The 25,961-nt window shown below is 60.9% G+C and carries 31 protein-coding genes; 22 read left to right on the top strand and 9 right to left on the bottom strand.

All coding sequences use genetic code 11. From position 1 onward, the window contains the following. Positions 1-43 precede the first annotated feature (43 nt). The gene (gene argE, locus HXX25_RS09795) at positions 44-1,216 is read left to right on the top strand and encodes an acetylornithine deacetylase (protein ID WP_187165742.1); all 1,173 of its coding nucleotides are present in this window, start codon (positions 44-46) and stop codon (positions 1,214-1,216) included. Between the two features lie 6 nt (positions 1,217-1,222). Then, positions 1,223-1,909, top strand: a complete 687-nt coding sequence (locus tag HXX25_RS09790; RefSeq protein WP_187165741.1) for a sulfotransferase — start codon at positions 1,223-1,225, stop codon at positions 1,907-1,909. On the opposite strand, the gene HXX25_RS09785 is transcribed toward HXX25_RS09790, so the two are convergent. Then, positions 1,906-3,111: an NAD-dependent epimerase/dehydratase family protein gene (locus HXX25_RS09785; RefSeq protein WP_187165740.1), complete on the bottom strand. Its 1,206-nt coding sequence runs from the start codon at positions 3,109-3,111 to the stop codon at positions 1,906-1,908. The two genes, HXX25_RS09790 and HXX25_RS09785, sit on opposite strands and share 4 nt — an antisense overlap. Before the next feature lie 142 nt (positions 3,112-3,253). Here HXX25_RS09785 and rfbC point away from each other — a divergent pair, with 142 nt between their 5' ends. The 6 genes from rfbC (at position 3,254) to HXX25_RS09755 (ending at position 9,389) form a co-directional block, all read left to right on the top strand. Next, on the top strand, positions 3,254-3,817 hold the full coding sequence (gene rfbC, locus HXX25_RS09780) for a dTDP-4-dehydrorhamnose 3,5-epimerase (protein ID WP_187167811.1): 564 nt from the start codon (positions 3,254-3,256) through the stop codon (positions 3,815-3,817). Next, the gene (gene rfbD / locus HXX25_RS09775) at positions 3,814-4,680 is read left to right on the top strand and encodes a dTDP-4-dehydrorhamnose reductase (protein WP_187165739.1); all 867 of its coding nucleotides are present in this window, start codon (positions 3,814-3,816) and stop codon (positions 4,678-4,680) included. The genes rfbC and rfbD overlap by 4 nt, the downstream gene beginning before the upstream one ends. A 78-nt stretch (positions 4,681-4,758) precedes the next feature. After that, positions 4,759-5,772, top strand: a complete 1,014-nt coding sequence (gene gap / locus HXX25_RS09770) for a type I glyceraldehyde-3-phosphate dehydrogenase (RefSeq protein WP_187165738.1) — start codon at positions 4,759-4,761, stop codon at positions 5,770-5,772. A gap of 21 nt (positions 5,773-5,793) precedes the next feature. Beyond that, entirely contained in the window at positions 5,794-6,984 is a 1,191-nt protein-coding gene (pgk, locus tag HXX25_RS09765; RefSeq protein ID WP_187165737.1) for a phosphoglycerate kinase, read from the top strand. 41 nt (positions 6,985-7,025) lie between these two features. Then, positions 7,026-8,054, top strand: a complete 1,029-nt coding sequence (locus HXX25_RS09760; RefSeq protein WP_187165736.1) for a class I fructose-bisphosphate aldolase — start codon at positions 7,026-7,028, stop codon at positions 8,052-8,054. A gap of 744 nt (positions 8,055-8,798) precedes the next feature. Next, positions 8,799-9,389 carry a hypothetical protein gene (locus tag HXX25_RS09755; protein ID WP_187165735.1) on the top strand — a complete coding sequence of 197 codons (591 nt, stop codon included), beginning with the start codon at positions 8,799-8,801 and terminating at the stop codon, positions 9,387-9,389. A gap of 223 nt (positions 9,390-9,612) precedes the next feature. Here HXX25_RS09755 and HXX25_RS09750 read toward each other — a convergent pair whose 3' ends face one another. Both HXX25_RS09750 and HXX25_RS09745 read right to left on the bottom strand, forming a co-directional pair. Continuing rightward, positions 9,613-10,365: a hypothetical protein gene (locus tag HXX25_RS09750; RefSeq protein WP_187165734.1), complete on the bottom strand. Its 753-nt coding sequence runs from the start codon at positions 10,363-10,365 to the stop codon at positions 9,613-9,615. A 210-nt stretch (positions 10,366-10,575) separates the two neighbouring features. Beyond that, the gene (locus tag HXX25_RS09745) at positions 10,576-11,067 is read right to left on the bottom strand and encodes a MarR family winged helix-turn-helix transcriptional regulator (RefSeq protein WP_187165733.1); all 492 of its coding nucleotides are present in this window, start codon (positions 11,065-11,067) and stop codon (positions 10,576-10,578) included. 101 nt (positions 11,068-11,168) lie between these two features. On the opposite strand from HXX25_RS09745, the gene HXX25_RS09740 reads away from it, so the two are divergent. Then, positions 11,169-12,017 carry a CPBP family intramembrane glutamic endopeptidase gene (locus HXX25_RS09740; RefSeq protein ID WP_187165732.1) on the top strand — a complete coding sequence of 283 codons (849 nt, stop codon included), beginning with the start codon at positions 11,169-11,171 and terminating at the stop codon, positions 12,015-12,017. A gap of 3 nt (positions 12,018-12,020) precedes the next feature. On the opposite strand, the gene HXX25_RS09735 is transcribed toward HXX25_RS09740, so the two are convergent. Next, the gene (locus HXX25_RS09735) at positions 12,021-12,413 is read right to left on the bottom strand and encodes a hypothetical protein (protein WP_187165731.1); all 393 of its coding nucleotides are present in this window, start codon (positions 12,411-12,413) and stop codon (positions 12,021-12,023) included. 179 nt (positions 12,414-12,592) lie between these two features. Here HXX25_RS09735 and HXX25_RS09730 point away from each other — a divergent pair, with 179 nt between their 5' ends. From HXX25_RS09730 to HXX25_RS09695, 8 genes are all read left to right on the top strand, one after another. Then, on the top strand, positions 12,593-13,390 hold the full coding sequence (locus HXX25_RS09730) for a hypothetical protein (RefSeq protein ID WP_187165730.1): 798 nt from the start codon (positions 12,593-12,595) through the stop codon (positions 13,388-13,390). Positions 13,391-13,431: 41 nt separating this feature from the next. Further along, positions 13,432-14,052 (top strand): thiamine phosphate synthase, encoded by a 621-nt coding sequence (gene thiE / locus HXX25_RS09725; protein WP_187165729.1) that lies wholly within the window; start codon positions 13,432-13,434, stop codon positions 14,050-14,052. A gap of 12 nt (positions 14,053-14,064) precedes the next feature. Continuing rightward, positions 14,065-15,291: a tetratricopeptide repeat protein gene (locus tag HXX25_RS09720; protein WP_187165728.1), complete on the top strand. Its 1,227-nt coding sequence runs from the start codon at positions 14,065-14,067 to the stop codon at positions 15,289-15,291. 144 nt (positions 15,292-15,435) lie between these two features. Continuing rightward, a complete protein-coding gene (locus tag HXX25_RS09715; RefSeq protein ID WP_187165727.1) occupies positions 15,436-16,026 on the top strand; it encodes a glycoside hydrolase family 108 protein in 591 nt (196 codons plus the stop codon). After that, positions 16,023-16,508 carry a hypothetical protein gene (locus HXX25_RS09710; protein ID WP_187165726.1) on the top strand — a complete coding sequence of 162 codons (486 nt, stop codon included), beginning with the start codon at positions 16,023-16,025 and terminating at the stop codon, positions 16,506-16,508. The genes HXX25_RS09715 and HXX25_RS09710 overlap by 4 nt, the downstream gene beginning before the upstream one ends. 119 nt (positions 16,509-16,627) lie before the next feature. After that, positions 16,628-17,194, top strand: coding sequence for an elongation factor P (gene efp / locus HXX25_RS09705; RefSeq protein WP_187165725.1), 567 nt, complete (start codon positions 16,628-16,630; stop codon positions 17,192-17,194). 20 nt (positions 17,195-17,214) lie between these two features. Continuing rightward, entirely contained in the window at positions 17,215-17,988 is a 774-nt protein-coding gene (locus HXX25_RS09700; RefSeq protein ID WP_370543768.1) for an inositol monophosphatase family protein, read from the top strand. Positions 17,989-18,044: 56 nt separating this feature from the next. After that, a complete protein-coding gene (locus HXX25_RS09695; protein WP_187165723.1) occupies positions 18,045-18,329 on the top strand; it encodes a hypothetical protein in 285 nt (94 codons plus the stop codon). Positions 18,330-18,377: 48 nt separating this feature from the next. Here the strand turns inward: HXX25_RS09695 and HXX25_RS09690 are convergent, their stop codons facing one another. After that, complete coding sequence (locus HXX25_RS09690) at positions 18,378-18,773, bottom strand: hypothetical protein (protein ID WP_187165722.1); 396 nt, start codon at positions 18,771-18,773, stop codon at positions 18,378-18,380. Between the two features lie 127 nt (positions 18,774-18,900). On the opposite strand from HXX25_RS09690, the gene HXX25_RS09685 reads away from it, so the two are divergent. Continuing rightward, positions 18,901-19,521, top strand: coding sequence for a class I SAM-dependent methyltransferase (locus tag HXX25_RS09685; protein ID WP_187165721.1), 621 nt, complete (start codon positions 18,901-18,903; stop codon positions 19,519-19,521). Here HXX25_RS09685 and HXX25_RS09680 read toward each other — a convergent pair. After that, a complete protein-coding gene (locus HXX25_RS09680) occupies positions 19,518-19,847 on the bottom strand; it encodes a TraR/DksA family transcriptional regulator (protein WP_187165720.1) in 330 nt (109 codons plus the stop codon). The genes HXX25_RS09685 and HXX25_RS09680 overlap by 4 nt on opposite strands. Positions 19,848-19,952: 105 nt before the next feature. On the opposite strand from HXX25_RS09680, the gene HXX25_RS09675 reads away from it, so the two are divergent. From HXX25_RS09675 to HXX25_RS09665, 3 genes are all read left to right on the top strand, one after another. Further along, on the top strand, positions 19,953-20,447 hold the full coding sequence (locus tag HXX25_RS09675) for a DinB family protein (RefSeq protein ID WP_187165719.1): 495 nt from the start codon (positions 19,953-19,955) through the stop codon (positions 20,445-20,447). Positions 20,448-20,532: 85 nt separating this feature from the next. After that, positions 20,533-21,465 (top strand): ABC transporter ATP-binding protein, encoded by a 933-nt coding sequence (locus HXX25_RS09670; RefSeq protein WP_187165718.1) that lies wholly within the window; start codon positions 20,533-20,535, stop codon positions 21,463-21,465. After that, complete coding sequence (locus HXX25_RS09665) at positions 21,465-22,925, top strand: ABC transporter permease (protein ID WP_187165717.1); 1,461 nt, start codon at positions 21,465-21,467, stop codon at positions 22,923-22,925. Before HXX25_RS09670 ends, HXX25_RS09665 begins: the two co-directional genes overlap by 1 nt. 64 nt (positions 22,926-22,989) lie before the next feature. Here the strand turns inward: HXX25_RS09665 and rpsU are convergent, their stop codons facing one another. Next, on the bottom strand, positions 22,990-23,250 hold the full coding sequence (rpsU, locus tag HXX25_RS09660; protein ID WP_187167810.1) for a 30S ribosomal protein S21: 261 nt from the start codon (positions 23,248-23,250) through the stop codon (positions 22,990-22,992). 151 nt (positions 23,251-23,401) lie between these two features. Between rpsU and HXX25_RS09655 the strand changes: the two genes are divergently transcribed. After that, positions 23,402-24,061, top strand: coding sequence for a COQ9 family protein (locus HXX25_RS09655; protein WP_187165716.1), 660 nt, complete (start codon positions 23,402-23,404; stop codon positions 24,059-24,061). On the opposite strand, the gene HXX25_RS09650 is transcribed toward HXX25_RS09655, so the two are convergent. Further along, the gene (locus HXX25_RS09650) at positions 24,058-24,840 is read right to left on the bottom strand and encodes a metallophosphoesterase (protein ID WP_187165715.1); all 783 of its coding nucleotides are present in this window, start codon (positions 24,838-24,840) and stop codon (positions 24,058-24,060) included. The two genes, HXX25_RS09655 and HXX25_RS09650, sit on opposite strands and share 4 nt — an antisense overlap. 41 nt (positions 24,841-24,881) lie before the next feature. Beyond that, positions 24,882-25,958 (bottom strand): 5-(carboxyamino)imidazole ribonucleotide synthase, encoded by a 1,077-nt coding sequence (locus HXX25_RS09645; protein WP_187165714.1) that lies wholly within the window; start codon positions 25,956-25,958, stop codon positions 24,882-24,884. Between the last annotated feature and the right edge of the window lie 3 nt (positions 25,959-25,961).

Below are 25,961 nucleotides of genomic sequence, written 5' to 3'. Positions count from 1 at the left end.
TCCCGGAGGTTAAGACCGGGCTAGTCAGTCTTTCCCCTGAAGGATGATTTCCGTGGCCGCCCAGACCCTCAACGCCGTCAAATCCTGCCTTGCTGACCTGATCGGCATCGCCACCGTGTCCCGCGACAGCAATCTGAAGCTCATCGACTATGCCGAAGCCCGCCTCAAGGCGCTGGGCGCAAGGTGCGAGCGCACGGCCGATGCGTCCGGAACCAAGGCCAATCTTCACGCCATTCTCGGACCCGAGGTCGATGGCGGCGTTGTGCTCTCCGGCCACACCGATGTCGTGCCTGTGGATGGCCAGGACTGGGCGACCAATCCCTTTGTGATGACAGAGGCCGGTGACCGCCTGTTCGGAAGGGGCACGTGCGACATGAAAGGCTTTATCGCCTGCTGTCTGGTCATGGCCGAAACATTTGCGCGCCAGGACCTGAAGCGGCCTGTGCATTTCGCCTTTTCCTATGATGAGGAAGTGGGATGTCTGGGTGCACCGGACATGATCCGCGAAATGACGGCGGCCGGGCCGCAGCCCGGGATTGCCATTATTGGCGAACCGACCGGTATGAAAGTCGTGACGGGACATAAGGGGCTTTATTCTGTCCGGGTGGAAATCGAGGGTCTGGAGGCACACTCCTCGAAAGTCGAGGATGGGGCCTGCGCCGTCACCCATGCGGTTCCGCTGATGCAATATCTGGTCGATCAGGCCGAGATCTGGCGATCCAGCGCTCCGGCGGACAGCCCGTTTGACCCGCCCTATGGCACGATCACGATCGGTCAGATGGAAGGCGGAACAGCGACGAATATTCTCGCCCGCCGTGCCTGGTTTGAAAGTCTGATGCGTCCGGCGCCCTGGGATGATGCCCGCGCCGTCGGCGAAGGCCTGCGCGCGCAGGCTGAACAGGTGCAGGCGCAGATGCGCCGATATGCGCCCAACGCCCGGGTCGAGGTCGCCCAGCGATCCGACGCGCCGCCCTTGCGCCCGGAAGACAACGGCCCGGCGGAAGAGCTGGCCCGGCGGCTTACCGGCGATAACGCCAAGAGATATGTATCTTTCGGGACGGAAGCAGGTCAATTCCAGTCTGCCGGGCTGTCGACGGTTGTTTGCGGTCCCGGCTATATCGAACAGGCGCACAAGCCGGATGAATTTGTCGATATCAGCCAGCTGGAAGCCTGTATCCTATTTCTGAACCGCCTGTCTGACTGGCTGACCGAGTAATGCGCCATGTATGAACGTTCTGAGCCGCTACATGTCCTGAATCCGCCGGCATCTGGCGAGGGGCGGGGGATACTCGTTTTCGGTGCGCCACGTGGGGGCACGTCCATGGTGGCGGGCGCCTTGCGCATCCTCGGCGTGGATATGGGCGCGCGGCAAGGCGTCGGGAATAATGAGGATCTGGATATTCAGGACGCCCGAGGCGGGGTGGCCGAGCTGGGAGATCCGGCGTCCGGCGTCTTTCGGTCTGCACTCTCGCGAATGCGGCCAGCGATCGTAAAGCGTGCGGAATCCGGCCAGCCATGGGGCTGGAAAGATCCGCATGGCGCGCTCTATGCGGCGCAGGTGCAGGATTTGTTGCCTGATCCGCGGATTATCTGCGTGTTTCGTGATCCGCAGGCCGCCGCCGAACGGGTGAGCCTTTTGACAGAAAAGCCGATTTTGGCGGCACTCGAGGAAACCCTGACGCTGTATCAGCGCAGCCGGACATATCTGGCGGACTGTGATCTGCCCGCGGCGCTTGTGAGCTATGAAAAGTCGCTGGTCAGGCCCGAGCGCTTTGTCGAGCAGCTGGCCGGGTTTTGCGGCCTGTCGCCATCGCTGGAGCAGGTCGAGGAGGCCATCGCCTTCTGTTACCCGGAACGCGGCCATGGCAGCCCGACAGATCCGGGCTGGCCGCGGCAGGGCGCGCTCTAGGAAACCGCTTTCAGCGTCGTATCTGTCTGAGCCGCTTCGCGATCCCTGTTCCAGTAGGACACGGACGGAACTTTCGAGCGGTCACACCGGTCAGCGTATTTGCGCGCAATTTCGGTCACTTCGTCCATCAAGCCTTCTTCCAGCGTGATCGGGTTCAGGCCGAGTTTCAGGAAGGTTGCGTTCTCGACATGAAGCTCGTTCTCGTCGGCTTCATTGCGTGGATTTGGCATATTGGCGATTTCTGCACCGGTCTTGCCGGCGATCATGTCGGCCAGTTCGCGGACGCGATGCGTCTCGGTCATCTGGTTCATGATATGGACACGCTCACCGGGCTTCGGACGATTGGCCAGGGCCAGTTCGATACAATGCACCGTGTCCTGAATATGGATGAAGGCGCGGGTCTGTCCGCCGGTGCCATGCACTGTCAGCGGGTGGCCGATGGCGGCCTGCATCAGGAAGCGGTTGAGAACCGTGCCGTAATCACCGTCATAATCAAACCGGTTGATCAGACGCTCATCCTTGCGGGTTTCTTCGGTCTGTGTGCCCCAGACAATCCCCTGATGGAGGTCGGTGATCTTCAAACCGTCATTCTTGTTATAGAAGTGGAAGAAGAGCGCATCCTGCGTCTTGGTCATGTGGTAGATGGAGCCTGGATTGGCCGGATACAGGATTTCCGTATCGATCAGGCCGAGCGGCGTTTCCACTTTCACATTGAGGTAGCCTTCCGGAATTTTCATTCCGGCTGTGCCGTATCCATAAACGCCCATCGTGCCGAGGTGGACGAGGTGGATGTCCAGACCGGAATCCACGATGGCCGCCAGCACGTCATTGGTGGCGTTCAGATTGTTGTCGACCGTGTAGCGCTTGTGGCGCGCCGATTTCATTGAATAGGGCGCTGCGCGTTGTTCGGCGAAGTGCACGATGGCATCCGGTTTTTCCGCCAGGATCAGATCCAGCAATTCCTGATAATCCTTGCCGACATTGAGATCGACGAACCGGATATCCTTGCCGGAAACTTCTTTCCAGGCCGCCAGGCGCACGCTCATCGGTTGGATAGGTGTCAGCGAATCGACCTCGAGTTCGATATCGATTTTGCGGCGTGAAAGATTGTCGACGATGACAACTTCATGGCCTTTGTTGGAAAGGTGTAGGGCCGTAGGCCAACCGCAAAAACCGTCGCCGCCGAGAACGATCACCTTCATAATGGACACCTGCGCTACATTAATAATTCCGGATTGGCGAGCCTTCTCGCAAGGGATACGCCTGATGACAAGGCTTTGCTGCTCTAAACAAGCAGGTAGAATAATTTAGAACGCGCACCCACAGGAGCCGGATTTGCCAGAAATAGAACGCTTCGGGCCGTTTGATGATGCCTTTCTGATCGAGCCCAAACGGTTCGGTGATGAGCGTGGCTGGTTTGAAGAAGTCTGGAATGAATCGCGCTTTCAGTCACTTGTGGGGGTTTCGCCGCGATTTGTTCAGGACAATGCTTCCCGATCCAAAGCTGCGGGAACGGTGCGCGGCCTGCATTTTCAATCGCCCCCCATGGCGCAGGCCAAGCTGGTGCGATGCCCGCGCGGCGCGATTTATGATGTTATTGTCGATATTCGCCATGGCTCGCCGACCTTTGGACAATGGGCGGGCGCGACTCTCACCGAGGAAAATGGACGCCAGCTCTGGGTGCCACGTGGCTTTGCGCATGGTTTTGCCACGATGGCGCCGGACAGCGAGATCGCCTACAAGGTCGATAATCCGTATTCGGCCGAACATGATGGCGGCATATTCTGGAATGATCCCGCGATTGGCATACGCTGGCCGTTTGATACGGATGCCGCTGTGACGTCCGCCAAGGATCGCAATGCGCCAAGGCTCGCGGAGCTTCCCGAACTCTTCAGGCATGCATCATGAAGTGTCTGGTGATTGGCTCCAGCGGACAGGTGGCGACGGCGCTCGCCCGGCAAGCGGGTTCGCATGAGGTGATCCGCACGGGACGTCCGCAATTTGATCTGGCCGACCCGACCGGAATCGCCGATCTGATTGGACAGATTGCGCCCGATATCATCGTCAATGCGGCGGCCTACACTGCCGTCGACAAGGCCGAGGAGGAGATCGCAGCGGCGCGCGCCCTGAACGAGACCGGACCGGCGGCGCTGGCCCGGTCAGCCGAGACACTTGGCGTACCCTTCATTCATATCTCGACCGACTATGTCTTCAATGGTCTGGGCGGCGCGCCCTATGTGGAAAAGGCCGAAGTGTCTCCCCTGAATGTCTATGGTCAGACCAAGGCCGATGGCGAGCAGGCCGTGTTGGCAGTCAATCCGGCGGCATTGATAGTGCGCACCAGCTGGGTCTATGCGGCGGAAGGGCACAATTTCGTGCGCACCATGCTGCGCCTCGCTGCCGAACGCGACGCATTGAACGTGGTGGATGACCAGATTGGCCGGCCAACGGAGGCCAACGCGCTGGCATCCGCTTTGCTGACTTTGGGCGAACATTTGAAGGGCGGGGCGCCCGGCGGATTATTGCATGTCGCCAATTCCGGCGAAGCCAGCTGGAAGGACCTGGCGCAGGCCGCCATCTCCGGGGCCGGGCTTTCAACGCGCGTGTCCGGCATCCTCACCAGCGACTACCCAACCCCCGCCAGACGCCCGGGAGATACGCGTCTCGACCTGGCGCGGGCGGAGACGGAGTATGGCATTATCCTGCCCGACTGGCAGGAATCGCTGGAAAGATGCCTTGAAATGATGGGTGTGAGTGGACGCCGCGCGTAAGAGCGGGTAAACGGCGCGCGACTCTGTTTCAGGCGGGCCTGCGGGGCTCGCGCCTATCCGCATCGAGAGGAATTTCGCATGGCTGTTCGGGTTGCTATTACGGGTTTTGGCCGCATTGGTCGTCTGGCTTTGCGCGCGGTTCTTGAGGAGCAGCGCTGGGGCGAGATCGAAGTTGTCGCCATCAACGATTCGTCCACACCGAAAACCAATGCCCACCTTCTGACCTATGACAGCGTGCATGGCCGTTATCCGGGCAAGATCACGGTCGGGGATGACTGGATTGATGCCGGTTTTGGCAAGATCCAGAAGGTCTCCAACCGCGATCCGTCGCAATTGCCCTGGGGTGATATGGGCGTTGATCTGGTGCTGGAATGCACCGGAAAGTTCAATTCGAAGGAAGCCTCGATGGCGCACATCGAGGGTTCGGGCGCGAAGAAGGTTCTGTGCTCGGCACCGGCCAAGAATGCCGACAAGACCATTGTCTATGGCGTCAATCACGATCAATTGGCAGCCAGCGATCTGGTGGTGTCGAATGCCTCGTGCACCACGAACGGCCTCGCGCCCGTCGCCAAGGTGCTGAACGATGCCGTGGGTATCGAGCGTGGCCATGTCACGACAATCCACGCCTATACCGGCGATCAGCCGACGCTGGACCGGAACCACAATGATCTGCACAGGGCGCGGGCTGCAGCGATGTCCATGGTGCCGACCTCGACTGGTGCGGCGAAAGCCGTAGGCCTGGTGCTGCCGGAGCTGGCGGGCAAGCTGGACGGGGCAGCGGTGCGCGTGCCGACACCGAATGTCTCCCTCATCGATATGGTGTTTGTACCGTCAAGGGAAACAACTGCCGAGGAGATCAATGCCGCCATCCGTGCCGCAGCCGATGGTCCGATGAAGGGCATTCTCGGCTATGACGACATTCCGCTGGTCTCGATCGATTATAATCATGACAATCGGTCCTCGATCGTCGCCATCGACAAGACTAATGTCATTGATGGGCGCCTCGCCCGTGTGATGACCTGGTACGACAATGAGTGGGGCTTTGCCTGCCGCATGATCGATACCGCGGTGGCCATGGGCAAGTTCATCTGATCGTCAGGAACAGGATACGTCATGACATTACGCCGGATTGAAGACGCGGACGTGGACGGCAAGCGGGTATTGGTCCGCGTCGATTTCAATGTGCCGATGAAAGATGGCGTGGTCACGGACGCGACCCGCCTGATGTCGGCCATGCCGACCATCAGCTATCTGAAATCGGCGGGCGCCCGAATTATCCTGCTGGCGCATTTCGGACGGCCGAAGGGGCAGCGCGTGGCGGACGCCTCGCTGAGGCCGGTGGTCGCACCGCTGGCGGATATGATTGCGGCACCTGTCGAGTTTGCCGAGGATTGTATCGGTCCGGCCGCGGAAGCTGCCGTGGCGGCGCTGAAACGCGGCGGTGTCCTGCTTCTGGAAAATACGCGCTTTCATGCGGGCGAAGAAACCAATGATCCGGCATTTGCCGCCGAACTGGCCAAGCTTGGCGATATCTATGTGAATGATGCCTTTTCGGCGGCGCATCGGGCGCACGGCTCCACGGCTGGTGTGGCGCAATTGCTGCCCGCCTATGCGGGGCTGGCCATGCAGCGGGAGCTGGATCATCTGGGACAGGCCCTGCGCGATCCCAAACGCCCGGTGATTGCGATTGTCGGCGGGGCGAAAGTCTCGACCAAGATCGCGCTTCTGGAAAACCTTGTCAGCAAGGTCGACAAGCTGTTTGTCGGCGGAGCGATGGCGAATACGTTTCTGGCGGCGCAGGGCCATGATGTCGGTAAGAGCCTTTATGAGGCGGACTTCGCCGATACCGCCCGCGCGATCATGGACGCCGCCCGCAAGCATGGCTGCGAGATGATCCTGCCGGTCGATCTGGTCTGCGCACGCGAATTCGCCCCCAACCCGGACACGGTGACGGTGCCGGTCGACGCTATCCCGTCCGGCATGATGGCGCTGGATTGCGGTCCGGCGACGGTGGATGCGCTGGCCGATACGATTGATGCCTGCAAGACGCTGATCTGGAATGGTCCGCTGGGCGCATTTGAAACGCCGCCTTTTGATACCTCCACGGTTGAAGCGGCCAGATATGCCGGCAATCGCGCGCGGGCGAATAAACTGATCGCCGTGGCGGGTGGGGGCGATACCGTCGCCGCGCTCAATCAGGCCGGGGCGTCGGGCGATTTCACCTTTGTTTCCACCGCGGGCGGGGCCTTCCTGGAATGGATGGAAGGCAAAACGCTGCCGGGCGTGGAAGCCGTCACCGATTAACGCTAGACTTTCAAACCTTCTGATCTGCTGGGGACAAGACGATGGATCTCGAACAACTCAACGAAATCGCCATGCAAATGGTGGCACACGGCAAGGGCATTCTGGCGGCGGATGAATCCACCGGCACGATCAAGAAGCGCTTCGACACGATCGGGCACACCTCGACCGAGGACAGCCGCCGCGACTGGCGCGAAATGCTGTTCCGCACCCAGCCGGCGATGAATGAATATATTTCCGGCGTCATCCTCTATGATGAAACCCTGCGCCAGAAAGCCGCCGACGGCACGCCGCTGGCGAAACTGATTTCCGATGCCGGTGCGGTTCCGGGCATCAAGGTGGATATGGGCGCCAAGGATCTGGCGGGCGCGCCGGGCGAGAAAATCACCGAGGGCCTGGATGGCCTGCGCGATCGCCTGAATGAATATCATGAGCTGGGCGCACGCTTTGCGAAATGGCGCGCCGTGATCGAGATGGGCCGCGATGGTGATGACAGCATGCCCTCGCCCTATTGCGTCGATGTGAACATGCACGCGCTCGCGCGTTATGCCGCCCTGTGTCAGGAAGCGGGCATTGTGCCGATTGTCGAGCCGGAAGTCCTGATGGATGGCGATCACACAATCGAGCGCTGCTATGAAGTCACCGAATATGCGCTGAAGAAGCTGTTTGATGAGCTTTATGCGCAAGGCGTGCAGCTGGAAGGCATCATCCTCAAACCCAACATGATCATTCCGGGCAAGAAATGTCCTGAACAGGCCAGTGTCGAGGACGTGGCCGATCTGACGGTCCAGTGCCTCGCCAATTGCGTGCCCTCGGCGGTGCCGGGCATTGCCTTCCTCTCGGGCGGACAGTCGGACGAAGACGCGACGGCCCACCTCAATGCCATGAATGCGGCATATGATCTGCCGTGGGCGCTGACCTTCTCCTATGGCCGTGCCTTGCAGGCTGCCCCGCTGAAAGCCTGGAATGGCAAGGATGTGGCTGCCGGGCAAAAAGCGTTCAATCATCGGGCCCGCATGAATGGTCTGGCCGCGATGGGGGAGTGGACGCCGGAGCTGGAAACGCAGGGCTGAGATTCCGCCGCCCACCGGCTCGCCCGCTGACAGATTGGCCGGACCGTCCGCGATTGCGGGGATAAAATTGGAATCGGCATTTTTGTCTCCTACTACAACTCCTGCAATTCCGGAGGTGCGCGAGGGGCGGATGGGCGTGTCTGGCAAGGCGATGGTGGTCATTCTGATGATTCCGGTTTTATCCCCGCCGGGCTCCCCTGACTCCGGTTTTTTCCGGTTTTATCCCCGTAATGTCCGGAAGGCGCGCCGCGGGACGGCCCGGCGATGGAACGGGAGTTTAGGCGCAATGCGGCGGACGGGGATAAGGGATTAAGAGGGACACACACCGGTTTCCGGTGAGCCCCCAAATCGTGCCTTGGCGCGCCTTCCGCCACACTGCGGGCATGCCCGGACCAGCGCGCATTGTTCTGCCCGGATATCCGCAGCATGTGGTCCAGCGCGGCAATCGCCGCCAGCCAACTTTCCTTGAAGACAAAGACGGCGGGCTCTATCGACAAAGTCGGCCCGGCGTCTCACGCCGCGCCGGAGCGGACAAGCGGAGCTAAATGGTGTGTGTCCCTGTTCATTCCGCATCTGGTGTTTGCAGCTTAGTGGGAAAAACTGACAGAAGCAGGTCATTGTGAAATGGCTAAATATTGCTTCGAATTCGTTGGCCATAGTCTCTTTTTAGGCCTACTGCAGGGGATGGTCCGCGTGGCGGATAGGGCTTTACGAGCCTAGTTTTTACCGAAGTCAGGAAATTCCATGAAATCGACCCTGTCCTGGATGGCCCGCCTGGGCACCGGAGCCCTGTCGCTTGCGGCGATGGCCACCGGCACCGCGATCTTCAGCGCGGCCGCTGACGCTCAAGACGAATATATCTGGGTGCGTCAGGATACGCCGCCGGTCGACTACGTGCACGCTGTCGGCGCGCCGCAGCGCCCGCTTTGCCGTGTGACTGATAGTCGGGAAATCTCTGGCAGTTTTGGCTCTTTGTGGATCGGCTGGTTTGATGGCACGCGATGCAATGCCTGGTATGCAGGAACTGTCGAAGGCGCGCAGACAACAGATTTACAGTTTCTGGTACCGACACCGGGGCATACAACGCGCTGGGTCGAGATGGCCAGCACGTCGCCGTATCACACGTTCGATGGCGATGCCCTGGTGGGCGGTCACAGTACATATATGAATCGGGATATGCATATTTGCAGCGAGGCCGGTACGACGGGCTTTGTCATTTGGGGCAGGCCAACGGCGGGCGAGGAAGGCTATTGCTCAACGGAATCGCCCGATCATCCCGGCGGTTATCCACCCATCTACAAGCTGGTTGGCAGCATCGTCTCAATCTACGAGTAAGCGGGCGTAAAATTGGCGAAAAACGGGGACACACACCATTTAATCTTCCCAACACACGCCTGCCGCAATGGATTGCAGCGTCTCTCCGGCGCGCACCGTCCAGGCCCCGCCGCCACCGTCCTGATTCCAGGAATTTACCGGCGCAAGACCCGGCGCCTCACGCCGCGCCGGGGCGGACAAGCGAAGCTTAATGGTGTGTCCCTGTTTTTCTTGCACTGAACGGCTAGTCGAGCGAGCCTCGGGCGCCCGGGATTGAGCAAGTGCTGTCAGAGAAACGCGCCAACTCCTCACACATTGCCACAGCGTCATCCAACGCTGTTCGCCACCACTGCGTCAAAGAAAGCTGAACCCGGTGGCCACGGACCAGCATCTCCGCAAATTGTGGGTCCGCCCGCATCGCATCCACGTCGATGACCGTTCTGATCTGAAAAGGGTAATCAGGCGCATACTCATCGGTGACCCCGTCATGGCGCCAGTAAGGTTCCACGCTGGATAGCCGTTGAATGTACTCGGACATGCCGTTCAGGTAATCGACCGACGCATAATATTCCGTCACGGCGTCTCGCACCGCGGCATCGCCAATTCCGGCAAAACGGCCAGAGGCGATGATCTCTTCATAAGCGCTGCGCGGTGGCGCAGCTGGTGGTGCCCTGCCAATCGTTACGATGCCAAACGCCATCGCATCATTGTTGAAGCCCTCCCAATCGTCCTCGCGCAAGCGGGTGAGAAGTTCTGCTCTGCTCTGGTTTCCTTCTTCAAAGCGATCTACGGACCGGCTCAGATAGTGAATGGCTTCCTCGGATTCAGACAGCAACCGCTCAAGGGCCGCGCTTTGTGCTCTGCGCTCAATCCTGTTTTCGTTCCAGGAATTGATCTGAAACGCCAATAAAACGCCGACCAACACGATCACAAAATCAAGGCCGACCGCAGCCCAGTCCCGGGCACCGAGATTAGCCTTCTGCCTTCGAAACGGCATATCTTCCCCTCAAAGCGATCATTATCAGTTCGACATGGACGGCCAAGCGTGTCTGATGACGGTTATCTAGTCAAAGGATGGATCACAAAATAGCTGAACGATCATTCGGCGACTCCAGGAAAATTCCGGTCCGACTCGAACTGGGCTCCGGTTCGGTTCCACGGGCTCCGGGGGTGTGTCCAGGCAGGCGGGCGACCGTAACATCGGCGCCTATGCCGGCGTTTTTCCGATGCGTTCGATCAGGGGCCGGTCGTTCAGGGCGTCGACGGCTTTGGCGGCGATGTCGGCCAGATTGCAGCCCAGCTCTTCATAGAGCGCGTCCATGGCCGCCCGGATGTGGCCGAGCATGTCCATCAACAGCGTGTATTGCGCCTGCCCCTCTGCGGTCAGTTTGAGCACTTTGCGCCGGTTGTCGGTGGCATGCGGCGTCCTGGCAATCAGACCCAGCTCGATCAGAAGCGTGATGCGCTGTGTGGCGAGCTGATGTGGTTGATCCAGTGCGTTGGCAATGTCGGCAGCGGTGACATTGTCGACCTCGCCGATCATCAGCACGGTGGAAATCGCGCGCGGCGGAATGCGGATGCCGGCCGAGTCCAGCAAGACTTCCCCCTGATCGGCAATCGTCTCGACCAGCCGCAAGAGCTTGTTCGACAGGAAAGCGCCGCTCAGCGGGTGGGTGTCCATGATGTTGCTGTTCTGCATGCCTTGATTATTCCACAATTAATTGCACAATTGATTGTGTATTTATATATATCGCGACCGGTCCGGTCAATCCGGAACAGAGACACAGGAGGAAAAAGGCCATGGACACACACGCGACTGACAAGCGATCAACCATCGCAACGCTCGGCCTGTTTCTGGTGATCCTGACGATTGGGAGCGCCGTGGCGCATTTTGCAATTGTGCGTCTGGTGCCGACCTCGCTCTATGTCGGGACGCTGATGATGATGCCTGCCCTGTCCGCCTTTGTGACGCTGAAGCTCCGGGGCCGGACAATTTCCGGCCTGCCCTGGCGCTGGGGCGGATTCGGCCCCAATTGGGCCGGCTATCTGGTGCCGGTCGTCTATGTTTCGGCCGCCTATGGCCTCGCCTGGTTGCTCGGCTTTGGCGGCATGGGCAATCCGGAGACGTTCGCCGACTGGCGCGCGCAGCTGGGCTTGCCCGAGGCGTCCACCTGGATGGTGATCGCCCTGATGGTGGTGCTCATGGCGGTGGTGCAGTTCGTGAAATCGCTGGGCACGATTGCGGGTGAGGAAATCGGCTGGCGCGGCTTTCTGGTCTGGGAGCTTCGTAAACTGATGTCGTTCGAGGCGACCTGTCTGATCAGCGGCCTGTTATGGGCGGTCTGGCACTATCCGGTCATCATCGCCTATGGCGGCGGCAATACGCTGTTCCAGCTGGCCTGTTTTACTTTGATGATCGTCGCCATGTCGGTGATCATGACATATTACACTTTCCGTGCGCGCTCCCTGTGGCCCGCCGTCATGTTCCACGGGGCGCATAATATCTACATCCAGAAAATCTTCACGCCGCTGACGCTCGAAACGGAACGGACCGGGGTCTGGATCGATGAATACGGCTTGATGGTGCCGCTGGTCGTCACAGTTCTGGCGCTGATCTACTGGCGCAAGGCGCGCGCCGAAGGGCTTTAAGGTCTAGCCCTCGCACGCTTCCGGCAGGCGTCCGCCATCTTCCAGCAGGGATTTGCCGGTGGCGTCGCACAGCGCGTCGATGCGGTAGCTGACGGCGCGTTCGCGCGGACCGCCGGCATAGCGCGCGACCAGCAGGACCTCGCCCGCCTGCGGCACGATGCCGGTGCAGGCATAGACCTCGTCATAATCCTCGCGCGCGGCGGCGGCCTGTGGGGTCACCGGGCCGAAGCCGGGCATGGCCGCCCAGGCGGCGGTGCAGGCCTCTTCGGCAAAGGCGGCTCTTTCTGCCATGGTCAGTGTGGTTGCGCCTGCGCTGGAGGCCGGGCCGCTCAGAAAGAACGAGGCCGCCCAGATCGCTAATCCCCCCAGGATCAGCATGTTGAGAATACGCATCATGATTGCTTGTCCTCCCCACCCGGTCCGGACGCTGTGTGAAATATGACGGTTTCGCAACATCATTCTCGTGGAAGGCGAGCGGGTTCGCGCGCAAGGCGGCGGTGGCTGATTTGCGCGTCAGGCTTGTGGGAGGCCGGCGTGTCCGGATAGGCTTTTCATGCTCTATGGGAGGCAAGGGAATGCTGATCGAATTACTGACGGCTGTGGTGATGCTACAAACCGGCGCGCCGGAAGCGGAAACCGTGCCGCCCTTGGTGACGATTGCAGAAATCCATGAGGACCCGTGGGCGTGGGATGGACGGCGAGTTCGGGTTGTCGGTGATATGGATCATTGCGTCGGCTATGATTGCAATATCTGCGACGAGATCGAATATTATCCGGGGTCCGAACAATCTATGGATCAAGCGCACGATTCTGGATCGTGCGCGGGCATCTTCTTTCGTCTGCGACGGACCGGCGACGATATCGTTCGATTTAATCGAGTTATGGTTGACGCGGAATATTCGGCACACTGTTCCGGCGTCAGAATTCCTGGCGCTGACCTCACTGATCCAGATGCCGATGTGATATCTATATGTACGGATAGAGCCTCGGAGCTAAGGGATACAATTGTACTGGATATTTTGGAGGAGCGACCGGCCACATCTTTATCATGGCCTGAGGATGAGTATATCGTGATACCCGCCCCTCCGGAGCTTGGCGAGCCTCTGATTGAGGCATTTTGGGGAGCCCTGCCCTGGTCGGATGAGGAGGAGCGGACGTCAACTGAAGTCTTTGCCTTCATTGATGTCGTTGCGGCTCAGAACCCATCGCCCAATCATGGCTATGGTGTTTGTGCATGCCAGTTTTCGGAAGATTGTGATGAAGCCGATTGGCCCAACCGCTCAATTCATCTGTTTCCAGCTCGCGGCAATCCTTACACCTGCTCCTTCGCAGTCCAGCGCGACGACAGCAGCTGGGTGTTTCCGCTTCAGTAGCCCCTTCCTACCGACCGGCCTTCCGCGCTAAGAGCACCCTCATGACTTGCCAGCTTTATCTGATCACGCCGCCGCGCCTCGAGGCCGGTTTTGACGACATGCTCGCCGAGGCCTTGCAGGCCGGTGAGGTGGCCGCCCTGCAGCTGCGCCTGAAGGATCATTCGGTGGAGGAGATCAAACGCCTCGCCCCGCCGCTGATCAAACTCGCGCAATCGATGGGCGTGGCAGTGATCCTGAATGATGATCCGGAATTGGCCGTGGCGCTGGGCTGTGACGGTGTGCATGTCGGGCAGGGCGATGTGCCGGCCAAAGCGGCGCGCGAGGCGATTGGCCCGAACCGCATGCTGGGCGTGACCTGTCATGACAGCCGCCATCTGGCGATGCAGGCGGGCGAGGCGGGAGCCGATTATGTCGCCTTCGGGGCCTTCTATCCGACCGCGACCAAGGATGCGCCGACCACGGCGGATCCGGAGATACTGGAGTGGTGGTCGGACCTGTTCGAATTACCCTGTGTCGCCATTGGCGGCATCACGGTGGACAATGCCAAACCGCTGATCGAGGCGGGCGCGGATTTCCTCGCCGTGTCGTCGGGTGTGTGGTCGCATGTGGACGGACCGGCGGCAGCCGTTATAGCGTTCAACGCATTGATGCGGGGCGAGTAGACGAGGTTGACCATGGTCTGTCGCGTATTGACCGCGCTGTTTCTTTTCCTGCTTCTGGTGACCGGACAGGCGTCCGCCCAGGACGATGCACCGTCCGTGGATGCGCCGTCCGAAGAGGCGGCGTCTGATGATGATGCGCCCGCACCGCTCCTGCGCGGTCTCCAGCTCATTGATGCCGAACGCCAGAATGACGCCCTGTCGCTGGACGATGCCGACGCGCCGGTGACCACGGCGCCATCGAGCACGGCGAATCTGGCCGAGATCTTTGACCGGGCACAGCTGGCCTATGCGACGGAAGATTTTGAAACCGCCTATGTGCATGCACGCAATGCGGCCTCCGGCGGCCATGCGCGCGCGGCGACGCTGGCGGGCCTGTTGCACGAAAACCGCCAGATTGAAGAGGCCAGTGATGCGCAGGCCGTGCGCTGGTACCGGCGCGCGGCCGATCAGAACGAGCCCGTCGCGCTCTATCGGCTGGGCCGGATGGCGCAGGCGGCCAAAGCCAGCCTGTTGCCGACCGAGGCGCGCGGCTATTTCCAGCGCGCGGCGCAGGCGGGAAATATCGACGCCATGCTGGCCTATGCCCTGATCCTGAAAGCCTCGCCCGTGCCGCAGGATGCGCCCTTTGCGCTGGAATGGGCCGAGCGCGCCGCCAGTCAGGGCCATGCCGAGGCCATGTTCCAGCTGGCCCAGATGTATGATGTCTGGGAGCGCGGGCCGAACAATCCGCAAGCCGCGCGCGAATGGTATGTCCGCGCGGCGCAGGCCGATCATGCCGAGGCGGCCTTGCAGGCGGGCCTGATGGCAGGCGCCGGCGAGGGCGGGCCGGAGGATGCCGCGCAGGCCTTTGCGCTGGTTCGGCAATCGGCCGAAGCCGGGTTTGCGCCGGCCATGGGCCAATACGGGCTGATGCTGCTGAACGGCACTGATGACGGCGAAGCCGATGCGGCCACCGCGGCGGAATGGTTTGCACAGGGCGCGGTCGGCGGGGATGCCGAGTCGCGCTTCCTCTATGCCGTCGCGCTGGCGGGCGGATATGGCGTGCCGCGCGATCCGGTGCGGGCCTATTACTGGGCGCTGATGGCCGAATACGAGATGGACGGATCACGGTCGCTGAATGTCGACCGGGACCGCCTTGCCGCAGCGCTGGAAACCGACCTTGCCAATGTCTATTCCCAAGCCGTGGTGCAGGACGTGCAGTCGGAAGTCGAAGCCTATCGCGACCGCATCTCGCGCTAGGCCGACGCCCGCCAACCCCAATCGAAGATGAACAGATCGGGTCCGAAATCGCCCCATATCGGGCGCGAAAACCCTGATTGGGCCCATTTGAAGCCTTGACCTTCGGCCAGCTTCCTTGCGTCAGACAGAACAGGGGAGATTGTCATGGCGGTTGTTTTTGATACGGCTCTGGAACACGTCCTGTCCTTCGAGGGCGGATATGTGGATCATCCCAGCGATCCCGGCGGTGCCACCAATATGGGCATCACCATCGGCACGCTGGCCGAATGGCGCGGCACACCGGTTACCAAGAGCGATGTTGAAAATCTGACGCTTCAGGAAGCGGGCCAGATCTACAAGGACCGCTATTGGGATGTCTGCCGCTGCGGCGAGATGCCGGATGGCATTGCCTTCATGCTGTTTGATGCCGCCGTGAACCACGGGCCGCACCGGGCGAAACGGTTCCTGCAACAGGCCGCCGGTGTGCCAGATGACGGCATTATCGGCCCGCAGACGATGGGCGCGGTGAATGCCGCTGACCCGGATGCGCTGGTTGAGGAATATGCCGCGCGGCGCATGCATTTCTACGGTCAGCTCTCGACGTTTTCCGTGTTCGGCATGGGCTGGTCCCGGCGCCTTATGAGCGCTTACGCCCTGTCCCTGCCAAAGCCGGCGGCGGACCCCCACTACAATGCACCGCCGCCGTTCGACACGTCCGATCTTCCCGACAACTCAGCCAATGGAGCCTGGGTATGATTAATCAACGACGCAATCAGGCCCGCCAGCTCTTGCTGCGCGCCGGTTTCGATGACGCCATGGCGCGCCGGGTCCGCTCGGGCGGGCAGGGGCAGCAGGTTCTGTCGCTGGCCGCCACGGCGACCGGCGAGCACGATCCCCGGCAAATCGGGGCGCGCCTTCTGGAAAGCCCGGAACTGCGCGAAGCAGTGCGCTCGGTAATGACGGAGGCTGACCGCCGGGACGGCTTCGGCGTCGCCCGCCGCCGGGGACGCCGCAGGAGCTTTATCCTGGCGCTGGCCTGGGTCGGCGCGGCGGTCCTGACCGTCATGTTCCTCGGCCAGTTCTTCCCGGAGCTGGAAGCGCAATTGCCGGCCTTCCTGCAAGGCGGTGCCAGCCGCGATGCGGCCATTGCGGCGCTGGGTGGAGCGAGTTTCATTGTGAAGGATGTTTTCAACTGGCTGTTTGGCGGATACCGCCTGCCCCCACAGGAGCGGGTCTAGGCGAAGAGCGCTTGCCGCCCGCCGCGCTGCCTGATAGGACGCGCGCAACTTTCCGGCCCTCGCCTGATGCGGGTGGGGGCCGGTTTTCATCGTGAAGACAGCGAACGGGATGATCGTCCATGAAGATCAACGGGAATGAAGTGAAGCCGGGTATGGTGCTGCAGCATCAGGACACGCTCTGGACGGTTGTGAAAACCCTCGCGGTCAAGCCTGGCAAGGGCGGTGCCTTTGCGCAGGTCGAGATGAAGAATATCCTCGATGGCCGCAAGCTGAACGAACGTTTCCGCGCGGCCGACAAGGTCGAGCGCGTGCGCCTGGAACAGAAGGATTATCAATTCCTGTTCAAGGACGACACGATGGCGACCTTCATGGATCAGGAAAATTACGAGCAGCTTGAATTGCAGATGGACTTCATCGGCGAAGAGACGGCGTCGTTTCTGACTGATGGCATGGTGGTCGTTCTGGAATTGTATGAAGATCGCCCGATCGGCCTGACCCTGCCGCAATTTGTCGAGCTGGAAGTTGCCGATACCGAGCCGGTCGTCAAAGGCCAGACGGCCGCCAATTCCTACAAGCCGGCGGTTCTGAGCAATGGCGTGCGCACAGCGGTGCCGCCTTTTGTCGGCGTCGGCGAGCGGGTGATCATCTCGACCGAAGACGGCAGCTATCAGAAGCGGGCCGAATAGTGGGACGCGTCACCGCCCTCATGGAAGTCATGCAGAATGCGGCCCGCAAGGCGGGGCGTGGCCTGGCCCGCGATTTCGGCGAAGTCGAACACCTGCAGGTCTCCCGCAAGGGGCCGGCGGATTTTGTCTCCGCAGCTGACCGCAAGGCCGAAGATGTCATCTACGAAGCCCTGGATGCGGCGCGGCCGGGCTATGGCTTCCTGATGGAGGAGCGCGGCGAGGTCGAAGGCACGGACAAGACCCACCGCTGGATTGTCGATCCGCTCGATGGCACGACGAATTTCCTGCACAGCCAGCCACATTTTGCGGTCTCGATCGCGCTGGAGCGTCTGGGCGAGATCGTCGCCGGGGTGATCTATAACCCCGTCAATGGCGACATGTTCCATGCTGAAAAAGGCTATGGCGCGTGGCTGGATGACCGGCGTCTGCGCGTCTCCGGGCGCAAGGAACTCATGGATTGCGTGATTGCCACCGGCACGCCGTATTTCGGCAAGAAGGGGCATGCCCGTTTCCTGAAAGAGCTGCATCAGATCATGCCGAGCGTGGCCGGCATCCGCCGCTATGGCGCGGCCTCGCTGGATCTGGCGTGGACGGCGGCCGGGCGCTTTGATGCGTTCTGGGAGCGGGATCTGAAGGCCTGGGACATTGCTGCCGGGATCATCATGATCCGGGAAGCGGGTGGCTATCACATCGAAGCGGATGGCGCAGGCGATCCGCTGGAAACCGGCAATATCATCGCCGGAAATGAAAACATTGCCCGCCATATCGCCGAAAAACTGAAAGCCGCCGCCTGACCTGTCAGCGGGCATTCATGTAAGGTGTGCCTTTCTGCCATCCGGGGAGGTGCACCATGATTGAATTACTGGCTCTGGCGGCTTTCGACATCAGCGAAGACTGCACCTGGAACGGCATCCCGCTTTATGGCGAGGTGCAGGTGGTTGAAAGTTTTGCCGACATTGATGTCGAGGTCGTGACCAGCTTTCCCGATCTCAATGTGAAAGTGGTGGAGAGCTTCGCCGATGATTGCGGCGAATGGGAGTTCGTCGACTCGTTTCCGGACTTCACCATCCGCTTCGTCGACAGTTTCCCGGATATCCGGATCAAGTTTGTCGAGAGCTTTCCGGGCGTGGACTAGCGCGGGCCGGACAAAGCCCGGCCCCGCCAATACCTGTCGGATGACGCACTAGCGGCAGTGACGTCCGCGTCCTGCCGGGTCTGCCGACGATCCGCTGTCCCGGTCGGAACAATTTCGCGTGGTTCCCCGGCCATAACCGGCGCGGTCGGCATTAGGCCCGCTGTCGCTGTCGGTGACGTTGGTGCGGTTGGTGTTGCTGGTGCCGCGGCGTCCGTAATTGGCCGGGTCGGCATTGGCACCGGAGTCATTGTCGGAATACCCTGTTCGCTGCCGCCGGCCATAGCCGGCGCGATCTGCCGAACTGCCGCTGTCAGCATCCGTGCGTCCGGTGTAGGACTGGGCGACAGCGCTTCCCGTCACCGTGCCGATTGCCCCCATTGCCGCCATTCCGCCCGCAACACTGGCGAGAAATGATCGGCGGCTGAGTTTTCCCTTCTTGGCCATATCCTGCCCTCCCATGCTAAAACCATAATGCATTTATGGTTTATAGTGAGGCCAAATACCCCTTGTCAAACAAGCGTTTAGTGAGAAGGCTCTTGATCCTCATTCTCAGAGATGCAAGGTATTCGCCATGGCTTTCTATAACCGTTTTATCCTGCCCAATCTGATCGGATGCGCGTGCCAGCAATCGCGGATCATGAAGCAACGCACCAAAATCGTTCCCGAGGCCGAAGGCGTCGTTGTTGAAATCGGTATGGGAGCGGCCCCGAACCTGCCGCTCTATGATGCCGACAAGGTGAAGGCGATCATCGGAATCGAGCCCAATGCCGGATTGCGCACAAAGGCCGGCCGAGCGATTCAGGCACAATCGCTGCCGGTCGAACTGGTGGATGGCGTGGCTGAAAATCTGCCGCTTGACGCGGCCACAGCCGATACAGTGGTCTTGACCTACACGCTGTGTACCCTGCCGGACGTGGCCGGAGCTATGGCGGAAATCCGGAGAATCCTGAAACCCGGTGGACGATTGTTGTTTTGCGAACATGGTGCGGCCCCCGATGCGGGGGTCTTCAAATGGCAAAGCCGGATCGAGCCGGTCTGGAAAATCCTTGCCGGCGGGTGCCATCTGGCCCGGCCGATTGACCGCATGATCACGGCAGGTGGTTTTTCCATCGACAAGCTGGAGGCAGGCTATATGCCCAAAACGGCCAAAATCGTCGCCTATGATTATATAGGTGCGGCGAAGGTCGCCTAAGCGCACCCCGCACATCTCGGCGCAGCCGGGTCGCTGTCCAGGCGTTTGGGCGCGATTTCGTCGCCGCACTCAACGCACCAGCCATATTCGCCGGCATCAATCCGCTTCAACGCGGCGTCTATGCGGCGGATTTCCATGGCGCGGCGCGAGTCGGCGGCCTTGGCCATGGCCTGGACCTGCATGGAATCGAGGCGCGACAGGCGGCCCACGGATTGCTGGTCCAGCGTCACAGGCTTGCGATCCTCACCGCCGCCTTTCGAGAGGGCGATCAATTCGTCCTTCAGCTCCAGCAGGCGCTGGCGGGCGGCAATCGGATCCATCGTCATGGCGCCGATCTAGCACCGCAACCGGGTGCGGCGCTACTCTTGTTCCCGCGCGGCCTGAATGATGATAAGGCGGGCGAGAAAGCGGAATGGAGAGGGTAAGCCCGCATGCGGGATCATTTTCTGCGCCTGTCGGCCTATAATGCCTGGGCCAATGACCGCCTCTACGACGCGGTCGCTGAATTGTCCGATGACCGGTTAGTGGCCGCGAATGGCGCTTTTTTTGACAGTATTTTCGGGACTTTGACTCATATCCTGATCGCCGACCGGATCTGGATGCACCGTCTGACCGGCGAGGGTCCAACCCACACAAATCTGCGAGACAGGCCTTTTGAAAAACTGGGCGAATTGTGGATGGAACGAGAAGCCATGGACCGGCGCATCGAGGCTTTCATCGACGCATTGCCAGCGGCCGATTATGCCGGAGAGTCCCACTACACCAATACGCGCGGCGAACCGCATCATTTGGCACGGCAGATCATCCTGACGCATTTGTTCAACCACCAGACCCATCACCGCGGCCAGGTGCATCACATGCTTTCCGTGGAAGGCAGGGTGCCACCGCCGCTGGATCTGTTGTATTTTGCCCTGCCGGCTGCTTAGGAGAGACCGTCTGGCCGTCTGTCCCGCTTTCCTTGACCTGTCGCGGGGCTATGGTGCGCGCCAGATCGGGTAGACAGGGACAGTCATGACCGAAACCATTCTCTCGCTGGAGGGCGTCACCAAGCGCTATTCCGGCCACACTGCCGTTGCCGGCTTCGACCTTGCGGTCCATCGCGGACAGATTACCGGCTTTCTGGGGCCCAACGGTGCCGGAAAGACGACATCCCTGCGTATGGCGCTGGGCATCATCAAGCCGGATGACGGCAAGGTCCGCCTGTTCGGGAAATCGCCGAACGCCACAACCTTGCAGCGCGTCGGCTTCCTGCCGGAAGAGCGCGGCATCTACAAGAAGATGAAGGCGGAAGACGTCATCATCTTCTTTGGCCGTATGAAAGGCATGACCATGCCGGCCGCCCGCAAGGCGGCGCGCGAGGGGCTGGAACGGTTTGGCCTGGGCGGTGAAGCGAAGAAGAAGATCAAGGACATGTCCAAGGGCATGGCGCAGAAGGTGCAGATTATCGCCACCCTCGCCCATGATCCGGAATTCATCATTCTGGACGAGCCGTTCTCCGGGCTCGATCCGGTCAATCAGAAAATGCTCGAGGAAATGATCCGCGACGAAGCCCGGCGCGGAAAGACCATATTATTCTCCACCCATGTCATGGAACATGCCGAACGCCTGTGCGACCAGATCGTACTGATTTCCAAAGGCCGAAAAGTCTTTGATGGCGATGTGCCGAGCGCCCTGTCGCAAGTGCCGCGCCGGGTGATCATCGAGACCTCCTCCGATCATGATCTGAAGCAGGTTCTCTCCGGTCAGGGCGGTGTCGAGCCCCAGGACGCCCCGGAAGGCCTGTCCGGCTGGACGATCGAGCTGGCCCCCGGTTCGGACGCACAGGACGTATTGAAGGCCTGCGTCGAGGCGGGTGTCAGGCTCGCGCGGTTCGAGCCGATGCGCGCGCACTTACATGATGTCTTTGTTGAACTTGTCGAGAAATCCAACCGGGAGGCTGTGTGATGCGCGCAATCTATCTCATGGCCCGCCGCGAATACCTCTCCTATGTCGCGACCTGGGGCTTCTGGCTGTCGCTGCTTTCGATCCCGTTTTTCATGATGATTGGTGGCGCCATTCCCATCCTGGCCGAATCCTCCCAGCCGACCCGGTATTACGCCGTTCTTGACGAAACGGGGCTGGGCCTCGGTCAGGCGATCGAACGCGAATTCCAGGAAGGCCAGAAGGACGAGGTGATAGCCGCGTTCAGCGCACTGGCCGCCACTATGGGCCGGTCAGAGGCGATGGACAGCGTCGAACGGGCGATCCGGGCGGAACCCGGCCTGGAAGGCCTGCCAGAAGCCCTGGAGGCTTTCGGGGCTCCCGTGGACATCTCCGCCGACCAGTTCCGGAGCCGCTTCATTCAGGTCGATCCTCCCGCCGGAAATGTCGACGCGCTGAGACCCTATCTTCTCGGGGAGCAGACCGTTCGTATGGATGGCGAAGATCATCCGCTCTTTGCCGCCATCGTCTTTCGGAGCGGCGGTCAGTACGGCGTCGAGATCGACTATTGGAGTACGAATCTGACATCGTCCGATCTGAAAAACCGGGCCCGCCGGGCGGCGCGAAACCATCTGCGCTCGGAAGCGTTTGAAGCCGCCGGCATTTCCGAACAGGTTCTGGCGGAAGTGAATGCCATCAATCCGGTGCTTCAGGAATGGACGCCGGAACGCGGCCGGGAGAGTGCCGAAGTCAGCATCAGCGACCGTATCCCCTTTGCCGTCGGTATTGGCGCGACCATCATGCTGTGGATCATGATCTTCTCGATCACCAACATGCTGCTGACCGCGATGATCGAGGAAAAGGGCAACAAGATACTGGAAACCCTTCTGGCGACGGCGCGCTATCATGAAATCCTGATCGGCAAGCTGGCCGGGCTGGCAGCGGTCTCTGCGACCTTCATTCTGGTCTGGGGCGGGCTGGCCTCCAGTGGCCTGTTTGCGGCGCAATCATTTGCCGCAGCAGCTGATCTGCCACTCGCCGAAATCCTGGCCGCCATCTGGGATCCCGGCCTCATCATCCCGGCTATCGGCTATTTCGTGGTCGGCTATCTGATGTATGGCACGATCTATCTGGCGATCGGCTCCCTGTGCGATACGCTTCAGGAAGCCCAGTCATTGATGAGCCCGATCATCATGGTGATGATGGTGCCCTTCATCGTGATCATGGTGACACTCGAATCACCCGATTCGACCTTCCTGCAGATCGCGTCCTGGGTGCCGTTGTGGACGCCCTTCCTGATGATGGCGCGTTTGCAGTCAGACCCGGGCATGGTGGAGATTATCGGCACGACCATCGTCATGGTGGTGACGGCCGTCACGGTGATTTTTCTGGCCAGCTATGTGTTCCGGCAGGGCTCCATGGGCCGGGCCAATGCCTCGTCCATCAAACGGCTGCTGAGCTTCGGGAAGTCCAGATCCGCATAAGAAAACGCCGCGCTGGTGACAGCGCGGCGTTTGATCTTAAACCTGTATCGGCTTGAACCTGCGGCTATGGCTGCCGTGGCTTCGGTCCTGCAATGAGACCTTCGCGCTGAGCGCGCTTGCGGGCCAGTTTGCGGGCACGGCGGATGGCCTCTGCCTTCTGGCGCGCGCGCTTCTCCGAGGGCTTCTCGAAGTGATTGCGACGCTTCATTTCGCGGAAAGTGCCTTCCCGCTGCATCTTCTTTTTCAGCGCGCGGAGCGCTTGCTCCACATTATTCTCGCGCACAATAATCTGAACGATGGTCCGCTCTCCTGGGTTCGTAGTTATCTGTTGCGCAGCCGCACCAGATTCGTACGACCGCAGGTCTCTTGCCGAGAGGCGCGGCTATTAGCAGAGCTGACGCACCCTGTCCACACCCATCGACGCCTGTGACGACATGCACATCGACGCCGCGGTCTTGCTGTTCTACATAGGCTGCATGACCCATAACACGACTCCTCCCGATCTTGACCGCCTTACACAGTCCGCCCTGCCTCATGCGGGCTTTGACGGCTGGTCAGACGAGACGCTCCGTCTGGCCCGCACGGACGCCGATCTCAGCGCGGATGCCGCGTTACTGGCCGCACCGCGTGGGGCTCTGGACCTCATCGCCAACTGGTCGGCGCAGATGGACAGCGAGATGCTGGCGCGCATGGCGGCCGCCGACATGGCGTCGATGAAAATCCGCCAGCGCGTGACATTTGCCGTGCTGGCCCGGCTGGAAGCCATCGGGCCGCATGAGGAAGCCGCCCGCCGCGCGCGCGCCCGGCTTCTGCTGCATGATGCCGCGACGCTGGGAGCGGAGCTCGTCTGGGCGTCGTCGGATGCAATCTGGCGCGGGTTGAACGACACGTCGACGGACTTCAACTGGTATTCCAAGCGGACGATCTTGTCGGCGGTCTACACGTCGAGTCTGGCCGTCTGGCTGAATGATGAAACGCCGGAGAAAACCAAGGCCAGAGCCTTTCTCGACCGGCGCATTGAAAACGTCATGGAATTTGAGAAAGCCAAGGCGAACTGGCGAAAACTGACCAGGGATTTGCCGGATCCGGCGAAGGTGCTGGCCGGCTTGCGATATGGCGGGCGTCGCCGCGCCTAGCTGAATCGCGGGTGCGGGAACCAGTCGCGTTTGGCCTTGATCTGGACGATTTCCTTTTCCGGCCAGCGCAGTGCCGTCAGCTTGTGGCCATAGACGCAGCCGGTATCCAGACACCACACATTATTGACATGGCGGACTTTCTTTTCCGCGACATGGCCGTGTACGACTGTGGCGTCTCCGCGGTAATTGCGGGCCCAGTCGCGGCGGATCGGAAAGCCCAGATCATCCGTCTGTCCGGTGGTTTCGCCATACATGGCGAACACGCGCGATGAGCGGCTTTCAATGCCGTGGTATTTCTGGGGCAGGCCGGCATGGGCGACGATCAGCCGGCCTTTATCGAGGATCAGATGGCTGGGCAGGTGTTCCAGATAGTGCCGGACATCGTCCAGGAATTTGGGCTTTTCCTTATCGGCTTCATCAATCGTGGTTTGCAGGCTCCTCGTGATGCGGACCTCGCGGCCTTTCAGCCAGCGCAGGAATTTGTCGTCATGATTGCCGATGACGCAGCGTATCGTGCCGTCGGTTTCGCCGTGCATGGCGGTTCGCAGGACGTCCATCGATGCGGGGCCGCGATCGACGAGATCGCCGACGAGAATCACCTTGCGATTTCCGGAATGGCGAATATGGGTGGTCCGGCGGCCTCTGGGCCCTCTTGACGTCAGCTCATATCCCAGTTTTTCAAGGAGCTTTTCCAGCTCCTTCGCGCAGCCGTGAACGTCCCCGATGATGTCAAAGGGGCCGGTCTCCTGTTGCCAGATATCGGGGCGCTGAACCGTCATGGCTTTCCCATAACGGCGACAGCGCAGAGTGCAAGGGTGTCCTAGCCGGAAAGTTTCGAAAGCCGGTTGATATGGCCCATTTTCCGGCCCGGCCGCGCCTCGCGCTTGCCGTAAAGGTGAAGACAGGCGTCCGATTCGCTGGCGAGGGCGTGCCAGGGCGCGACATCATCGCCGATCAGATTGGTCATTTCGCAGGCGGAATGGGGCCGGGTTGCGCCCAGTGGCCAGCCGGCCACTGCGCGGATATGATTTTCAAACTGGCTGCAGGTGCAGGCATCCATCGTCCAGTGCCCGGTATTGTGCACCCGCGGTGCGATTTCGTTGATGATCAATTCGCCCGCGACATCAAACAATTCCACCGCAAAGACGCCGATGTGATCGAGCCCGTCGCCGATGGCGCGGGCGATCTCGATCGCACGGGTCTCGATATCCTTTGAAACGATGGCCGGCGCTCGCGAGACACGCAGAATGCCGCCGGAATGGGAATTCTCGGCCAGCGGATAGATCGCCATTTCGCCATTTTCGGCGCGCGCGGCGACAACCGACAATTCACGGCTGAAGGGCGCGAAGGCTTCCAGAATGGCGGGCTGTTCGCCGATGGCGGCCCAGGCCCCGGACAGATCCGTGTCCTCGCGGATCACGGCCTGTCCCTTGCCGTCATAGCCAAAGCGGCGGGTCTTCAGAATGGCGGGCCGGCCGAGCTCTGCGGCCGCCGCTTCCAGATCGTCAATGCAATTGACCTCGGCGAAATCCACCGTGGAGCATCCGGCCTCCCGGATGAAGCGCTTCTCGATCAGGCGATCTTGCGTCAATTCCAGCGATTTCCGGCCGGGGCGGACCGGCGCCGCGCTTTCGGCGGCGGCGAGGGCAGAGGCGGGAATGTTCTCGAATTCGAAAGTGAGGACATCGCATTTGGCAGCGAAGGTCTGGACCGCGCCGTCATCCGCCCACGGTGCCGCCCAGCTTCTGGCAGCGACCCGCGCGGCGGGCCCGTTCGCGGCAGTGTCGAATATGTGGATGTCGAAGCCCAGCCGGGCACCGGCCTGCGCCAGCATGCGGCCCAGCTGTCCGCCGCCGAGAATGCCGATCACGGAGCCGGGCGCGAGCGCGTCAGTCATGCC

The organism is Hyphobacterium sp. CCMP332 (assembly GCF_014323565.1).
GTDB lineage: Bacteria > Pseudomonadota > Alphaproteobacteria > Caulobacterales > Maricaulaceae > Hyphobacterium.
The sequence above is the reverse complement of the archived record's forward strand: the minus strand, read 5'-3'. Positions and strand labels throughout refer to the sequence as shown.